Source organism: Frankia umida, assembly GCF_023242945.1.
Lineage (GTDB): Bacteria > Actinomycetota > Actinomycetes > Frankiales > Frankiaceae > Frankia > Frankia umida.
This window is the reverse complement of sequence record NZ_JALKFT010000042.1, coordinates 33,374-40,122: the sequence shown is the minus strand read 5'-3', so window position 1 is coordinate 40,122 and position 6,749 is coordinate 33,374. Positions and strand designations below refer to the sequence as shown.

Annotated in this window: 6 protein-coding genes; 2 read left to right on the top strand and 4 right to left on the bottom strand. The window is 71.7% G+C overall.

Features of this window, described 5'->3' with window-relative positions; translation table 11 throughout:
- Positions 1-29 precede the first annotated feature (29 nt).
- Positions 30-830, top strand: a complete 801-nt coding sequence (locus tag MXD59_RS23780) for a substrate-binding domain-containing protein (protein ID WP_248826818.1) — start codon at positions 30-32, stop codon at positions 828-830.
- 43 nt (positions 831-873) lie between these two features.
- On the opposite strand, the gene MXD59_RS23775 is transcribed toward MXD59_RS23780, so the two are convergent.
- The 4 genes from MXD59_RS23775 to hrpB all read right to left on the bottom strand — a co-directional run bounded on the left by MXD59_RS23775 (position 874) and on the right by hrpB (position 5,583).
- Complete coding sequence (locus MXD59_RS23775) at positions 874-2,088, bottom strand: helix-turn-helix domain-containing protein (RefSeq protein WP_248826817.1); 1,215 nt, start codon at positions 2,086-2,088, stop codon at positions 874-876.
- Positions 2,085-2,402 (bottom strand): putative quinol monooxygenase, encoded by a 318-nt coding sequence (locus MXD59_RS23770; RefSeq protein WP_248826816.1) that lies wholly within the window; start codon positions 2,400-2,402, stop codon positions 2,085-2,087. The genes MXD59_RS23775 and MXD59_RS23770 overlap by 4 nt, the downstream gene beginning before the upstream one ends.
- Before the next feature lie 265 nt (positions 2,403-2,667).
- Positions 2,668-2,874: a hypothetical protein gene (locus tag MXD59_RS23765; protein WP_248826815.1), complete on the bottom strand. Its 207-nt coding sequence runs from the start codon at positions 2,872-2,874 to the stop codon at positions 2,668-2,670.
- A 21-nt stretch (positions 2,875-2,895) separates the two neighbouring features.
- Positions 2,896-5,583, bottom strand: coding sequence for an ATP-dependent helicase HrpB (gene hrpB / locus MXD59_RS23760; protein WP_248826814.1), 2,688 nt, complete (start codon positions 5,581-5,583; stop codon positions 2,896-2,898).
- 248 nt (positions 5,584-5,831) lie between these two features.
- Between hrpB and MXD59_RS23755 the strand changes: the two genes are divergently transcribed.
- Entirely contained in the window at positions 5,832-6,332 is a 501-nt protein-coding gene (locus MXD59_RS23755) for a MarR family winged helix-turn-helix transcriptional regulator (RefSeq protein ID WP_248826813.1), read from the top strand.
- Positions 6,333-6,749: the final 417 nt, after the last annotated feature.

The window sequence follows — 6,749 nt, the reverse complement described above, 5'->3', positions numbered from 1 at the left end:
CCACTCCTAGAGTGGGGAGGCGTCTGTCAGTGAAACAGGAAAACCTGTCCGCGAGGGTGGGAATCCCCGGTCTTCAGACCGGGGAGGATGTCAATCCGAAGGGCAGCGTGGCGGCGGTCGGGGACCTGGATCGGATCGGCAGGCAGTCCAGGGACGGGGCGCCACCGTTGCTGGCCATGTCCGGCGGGCCGGCCACCGAGAAGTACGGATCCCTGGTCGGACGGGCGATAGGCGTCAACGTCCTGGCGATCGTGGTCAACCGGAGGGTCGGGATAGCGGACCTCACCACCGCGCAGGTCCAAGGGATCTTCGAGGGGCGGTTCCGGAACTGGAGCGAGCTTGGTGGCGCGAACTGGCCGATCACGATCGTCGGCCGCAACGCGGATTCCGGCACCCGATTCTCCCTGGAACGCCAGATCCTTCACCACATCGAGCGACTTCCGACCTCCTCCACCGACTGTCGCGCCCCGGACAAGGACCCGGCCGCGGTGGTGGCCCGTTGTGAAAAACCCGACGTGGGCAGCCTGCTCGCCGCGGTCAACGAGATCCCCGGTGCGATCGGCTACTCCGGTGTGGCGACCGTGGCCGAGTATGCGAACATCCTGATGACACGCCTGAACGGCGTCACACCCGACATCGCGTTCGTGCGAAAGCACACCTACAGCTTCTGGTCGGTGGAGTACTTCTACTCCTACGGCCAGCCGCGGGGCGACACGCTGGCTGCCAGCTTTCTTTACTACCTGAGCCTCGGCAAGGCGAACAGTATCCTGAACCGGTACGGTTATCCGTCCTGTGTGGACCCTCGGAACCGCGAATTCTGCCACGAGTAGATGGAGCTCAGGTCGGTCCACTTCACACCATCAGGCGGGTCATCTACGCGACCACCTCGCATCGGTCGGCCAACGCACGTAGGTCCTGGTCAGAGCGCCATTCGGGGTCCTGGAGCAGGTCGCGGACCAGGACGCGGACTTTTGGGTGGCCTCGGATCTGCTCGGGCGCGAGGCGCTCGGCCTCCAGAAGTGCGGCGATGGCCTCGCCGCGGTCGCGCCGCTGAGCGTGGGCACGCGCCACGTCGACCAGGAAGCGCGACCGCCGTTCGGCCGAGAGCCCGGCGGTGTCCACCCGGCCGGCGCGGTCGAGCGCATCGCCGGCGTCACCCAGTTCCACCGCGACCGCGACCGCGTGCAGCGTGACGTTCGCCGGGCCGAACTCCAGATTGAAGTCGTTGCGGCCTGAGCCAACGACCGCGGCGAGTGTTTCAGCCTCCCCGATCGCCTGCCAGGCCGCGCGCCGGTCCCCGGAGCGGGCGTAGATGATCGCCTGAATCAGGTACAGCGCGCCCAGGGCCGACTGCGCCTCGACTCCCAGCCCCGACGAGCCGGAGCGGAGCGCATCGGCAGCGACCGTGGCGGCATGCCGGGCTTGCTGGAGGCGGCCGGCGCTGAGAAACGTGTGCGCCAGGCGATGGTGGCCGGCGGCCACCAGGCCCAGGTTCCCGGCATGTTCGGCGGCGAACAGCGCCCGGTCCGCGGCAAGCCAGGCACCCTCGATGTCACCGACTTTGACGAACAGTTCCGTGACGGCCTGGTAAGCGGTCGCCAGGGCCCTGGCGACAGCCTGACGCTGGTCGGGCGCCGCGGAGCGGACCGCGGTTTCCAGTTCGCTGATCAGCGGCGCGAGTGCGGGAACGGCGTCCGTGTAACGGGACGCATGGACCAGCGACCAAGCCTCGTCCACTCGGCCCTGGGCGTCTCCGACCGGGGGAGCCGCCGTAGCGGTCCCAGCGAACAGGAGCGGCAACGTGGGGTGTCCGGTGAGCGCAAGGCGAAGCAACGTCCGCCATGACTCGGCCTCAGCCTCGACAGGCTCAGCCGGCGCGTCTGGCGCGAGATCCGACACGGGAACGCCGAGCACATCGGCCACCTGGGCGAGCACCGACAGCCGATCGACCTTGCGAGTGTTCCGCTCGACCTGAGAGACCCAGCTCTCCGACCGGCCGATCAGCCGGCCCAGTTCCACCTGGGAAAGCCCGCGCTTTTTGCGGTTGAACACCACCTTTTCGCCCAGAGTGGGAAGCGGATCTGTCATCGCTCACCGGCCGGCAGGCCCTTGCCATCGGCAACAGACACGAACTCAACCCGTGGAGGTCCGGACAGGAACTCCGCACGTGCCGAGAGGAAGGCTCGGACGTGGTCCTGGTGCTCGTGCTCGTCGAACGCCGCTCGGTCCTGGTACACCTCGTAGAAGATCCGGGCGTCAGGATCGCCAGCCACGGTGTGCGTCAGGTACAGCAGTGTTCCTGGCTCGGATGACACGATAAGCGGCAACGTCCGGGCCACCAGCCGGTCGAACCCCTCTGCGGCACCGGGCCGCAGGCTGAACCGGACCACCAAGCCGAACATGGATCCTCTTCTCTGTGGACGGACGTCCCGAGTTCGACGATCCTTCCACAGCTCGCATTCCTGCGACTACCCCGCACTTTCGGTGCGGCCCGACTGCGCTGGTGCGGCCCGTCGACGCGGCACGATCGCACCGGGTAGATGGGCCGGCAGGACCCGTGTCTCTGACGCGCCGGGTATCACGGCAGGCGATGGCTCGAGACCGACGCCCCGCCAGGGCGGCAACAGCGCGCGGCGGGGAACGTCGACAGCATCCGAACTTTCGGGGTCAGTCATGGTTCGGGCCCTTCGGGTCGGCCTGCTGATCGTCCCCGCCCTGGCTCGGCGCGGCCTCGACGCGGAATCGGAGCAGGTTCGCTCCGTCAGCGCAATCCGGCTCCTCGACTCCGACCAGCCGAGCGTCGCCCTCGACGTACAGAGCCAGAGCGTTCGCGAGCTGCTCGGCAGTCACGCCACTGTCCGCGTAGACGTCCACTTCCCCATTGATATGGACAGGTCAGCGGGTGCGGGGGGCGACGCGGCGGGTTGGTGGGGCTGTGGTCGGGTCGTCGGGCCAGGGGTGGCGGGGGTAGCGGCCGCGCAGTTCGGCGCGGACCTGTGGGTAGCCGGTGCGCCAGAACGAGGGCAGGTCGCTCGTCACCGCCACCGGGCGCCCCGCCGGCGACAGCAGGTGGAGCACGAGTTGCGCGCGGCCGTCGGCGACGGCGGGTAGCCGCTCCCAGCCGAACACCTCGGCGATCCTCACGGCGAGCACGGGGCCGGCCGCGCCGCTGGTGCCGCTGTAGTCGAGGCGCACCCGGGAGCCGCTGGGCACCGCGACCCGCTCGGGTGCCAGCTCGTCCAGCCGGGCGGCCTGTGGCCAGGGCAGGAGCCGGCGCAGCGCGCGGCCGGCATCGATGCGTCCGAGGTCGGCGCGGCGTCGCACGCCGTCGAGGTCCGGCCCGAGCCAGTCCGGGGCGGTGTCCAGCAGGGCGGTGTCGGTGACGTCGGGCCAGGGGGCACCGAGCAGCCGGTGGCAGAACGCGAGCCGGTCGCGCAGGGCGAGCGCGTCGGCGCTCCAACGCAGCACGGGCAGCCCCGCGTCACGCAGCCCGTCGAGCACCGCGGCCCGCAGCAGGGACGGGTCGGGCCTGGCCGCCGGGCGTTCGGCGAGGATGATCGTGCCAAGCCGCTCGAGCCGGCGGGCGACGATGTCGCCACCGGACCAGGCGACCTCGTCCTCGGTGCGCAGCAGCGCCGCGCCCGCCTCCCGTGCGGTGGCCGCGTCGAGGGTGACGGCCAGGCGCACCCGGGCGGACATCCGGTCGGGCCCGCGGTCGGCGACCGCGACGGCGAGCCAGGGCGCCCCGGTCAACGCCGAGCCCGGGGCGAGCTCGGCACCGGTCCCGCCGGCCATCAGGTAGTTCGAGCCGCCGGGGGCGCGGACCCGCGAGAGCCGCTCGGGGAAGGCGAGGCCGACCACCAGCCCCGCCGCGAGATCGTCAGTCAGCCCACCCGTTCCCCGTGCCGCAGGCCCGGCAGGCCCGGCAGGCCCGGCAGGCCCGGCAGGCCCGGCCTGCGCGGCCGAGTGCAGCCGGCGGGTCTCCTCCCGCCAGCGGGTGGAGGCGGCCCGGTCGGTGTTGTCGCGCAGGCGGCGCCACACGGCGACAAGGTCGTCGGAGGGGCCGCCTGCCGGGCCGTCCGCGGAGAGGATCGCCACGACCTCCGCCGCGCGGCGGGCGCCGACGGCCCGGGCGCCGTCGAGTAGCGCCCGGGCGAGCCGCGGATGGGCCCCGACCTGGGCGATCGAACGTCCTCGCGGGGTGACCCGGCCGGTCTCGCCGACCGCGCCGAGGGCCCGCAGCGAGACCCCGGCGGCCTCCATCGCGCCGACGGGAGGGTCGCTGAGCAGGGGCAGTCCCACACCGCCGGGATGGCCCCAGACCGCGAGCTCCAGGGCGAAGGCGGTGAGGTCGGCGACGGCGATCTCCGGTTCCGGCTGGGCCGGCAGGCGGTCATGCTCGGCGGCGGACCAGCAGCGGTACACCCGGCCCGGCGCCTCCCGACCGGCCCGGCCCGCGCGCTGCCCGGCGGACGACCGCGACACCCGAACGGTGACCAGCGAGCCCAGCCCGCGGGCGTGGTCCATCCGCGGGGAGCGGGCCAGGCCGGCGTCGACGACGACCCGCACGCCGGGCACCGTGAGGCTGCTCTCCGCGACCGCGGTGGCCAGCACGACCCGGCGACGCGGGCCGACGCGCAGCACCGCGTCCTGTGCTCCGCCGGTCTGGCGGCCGTGCAGGGTGAGCACGTCGACCGCGTCGCGGTGCCCGGCGAGCCGGCCGGCGACGGCGGCGATCTCACCAGCCCCGGGCAGGAAGACGAGCACATCCCCGGACGTCTCCCGCAGCGCGCGCCCGACGGTCGCCCCGACGTGGTCGAGCAGCCTCGGGTCGACCCGCAGGCCGTGCGCCGGGGTGATCGTCCCGGCTGGGGGCGCCCAGACCACCTCGACGTCGTACATCGAGGTGTCGGTCCCGATGACCGGCGCGGGGTGGCCGGGCGTGCCGAGCATCGCGGCCAGCCGCAGGGTGTCGGCCGTCGCGGAGGCGGCGAGCAGGAGCAGGTCGGGGCGCAGCGCGGCGCGGACGTCGAGCAGGAACGCGAGCGCCAGGTCGGTGTCGAGGCTGCGTTCGTGGCACTCGTCGAGGATGACCGCGTCGGTACCGGGCAGCTCGGGGTCGCGTTGCAACCGCCGGACGAGCACCCCCGTCGTGATCACCTCGACCCTGGTGGACGGCCCGACCCTGCGCTCACCGCGGATCGTGTAGCCGACCGCGCCCCCCACCTCGCCGACACCGACACCGACACCGACACCGGCACCTGCGCCGGCGCGACCCGCGGCATTCGCGCGAGCTCCGGCACCACCGGCCACGCCACCCCCGGCGAGGCTGGCCATCCGCCGTGCCGCGGCACGGACGGCGATCCGCCGCGGCTCGACGACCAGCACCCGGCCCGGGACGTGGTCGGCGAGCGCGAGCGGGACGAGCGTCGTCTTACCGGTGCCTGGCGGGGCCACCAGCACCGCGGCCCCGCTGGCACCGCCCGATCCGGGCTGGTCATGTGTGCTCAGCGCGGCCATCAGCGCGGGCAGAGCGGTTCGGACGGGCAGGTCCGCCCCGGCGACCGTGAGGTCGGGCAACATGCGCTCAGTGTCCTCGGATCACGCGGCGTGGGGCGGGGCGGGGCGACCCCTGGCTCCTCATCCAGCCGTAGCTCGACGAGCCGCTCCAGCGTCCGGTCCGGTTCGGCGCGAACACCGTCCTTGATCTCGTTGTACTGGACTTCTCGACCGCAATCACTTGAGCACGTAAGTCATCCACCGGTGTGGTTTCTTGACCTGTCAAGTAAAATCGGCCTGGCTGTGAGCTTTCGGCCGCGTAGCATGGCCCCATGGCGACCTCGGATGCTCCAGGGCCGGGTGGGCTCGATTCCGAGGACCAACAGACCTGGGCGGCTGTCGCCAGCCTGCTGACGTGGCTACCGATCGCGCTCGACGACCAGCTTCGGCGTGAGTCCGAACTAAGCCACTTCGAGTACACCATTCTCGCCGCCCTCTCCACCATCGACGACCTGACGCTTCGGATGAGCCAGCTGGCGGTCCTCGCGAACGGATCGCTGTCGCGGCTGTCCCGCGCGGTCGCGCGGTTGGAGGTCCACGGCTGGGTGACCCGGAAGCCGGATCCGGTGGACGGCCGTTACACCCTGGCCACTCTCACCGACAACGGCGCGACGGTGCTTGCCGCCGCGTCACCCGGCTACATCGGGGCCGTCAACCGGCTGGTTTTCGACGCGATTTCGCCCGCCCAGGCGCGGCAGCTGAGAACCATCGCCGGGCGCGTTCTCACCGCGATCGAGGGTGAGCTCGGAGTGAAGCGCGGGCTGCACCGGTAGCCGGCGGCGGTGCGGCCACACCGGGCCGGCCAGGTATTCGCCGTGCTCCACTTCGGTGGCGAGTACGAGTTGGCCTTCGGTGAGCGGCGGTGCCCCGGGCCGGCAGGCCAGCCGGAGCAGGTTGTCGGCGAGGTCGGCATCCTGATCCCACCACGACAGGTACAGCGGAACTCCGCCGACCAGGCCGTAGACGAGCGCCCGGCCGGACGGTGGCGGCCTGCCACGGAGGTGTCCACGACCACCCTCGAGAAAAAAACGTGAACCTGGCCACGACAGAAAACCCCGACACCGATCGTCCAGCGCTTTACCTGCCCTGGGGAGCGGCAGTCAAGAAAAAGTGCCAGGCGGCACATCCGATAGGCGCGGAGAATGCGGAGTAAAATCTCTCGACGGAAATTCTCCCACCCAGGACGGAGA

Coding starts and splice junctions, on each gene's coding strand:
- MXD59_RS23775 (WP_248826817.1), bottom strand. CDS start 2,088: ATGACAGATCCGCTTCCCACTCTGGGCGAAAAGGTGGTGTTCAACCGC.
- MXD59_RS23770 (WP_248826816.1), bottom strand. CDS start 2,402: ATGTTCGGCTTGGTGGTCCGGTTCAGCCTGCGGCCCGGTGCCGCAGAG.
- hrpB (WP_248826814.1), bottom strand. CDS start 5,583: ATGTTGCCCGACCTCACGGTCGCCGGGGCGGACCTGCCCGTCCGAACC.
- MXD59_RS23755 (WP_248826813.1), top strand. CDS start 5,832: ATGGCGACCTCGGATGCTCCAGGGCCGGGTGGGCTCGATTCCGAGGAC.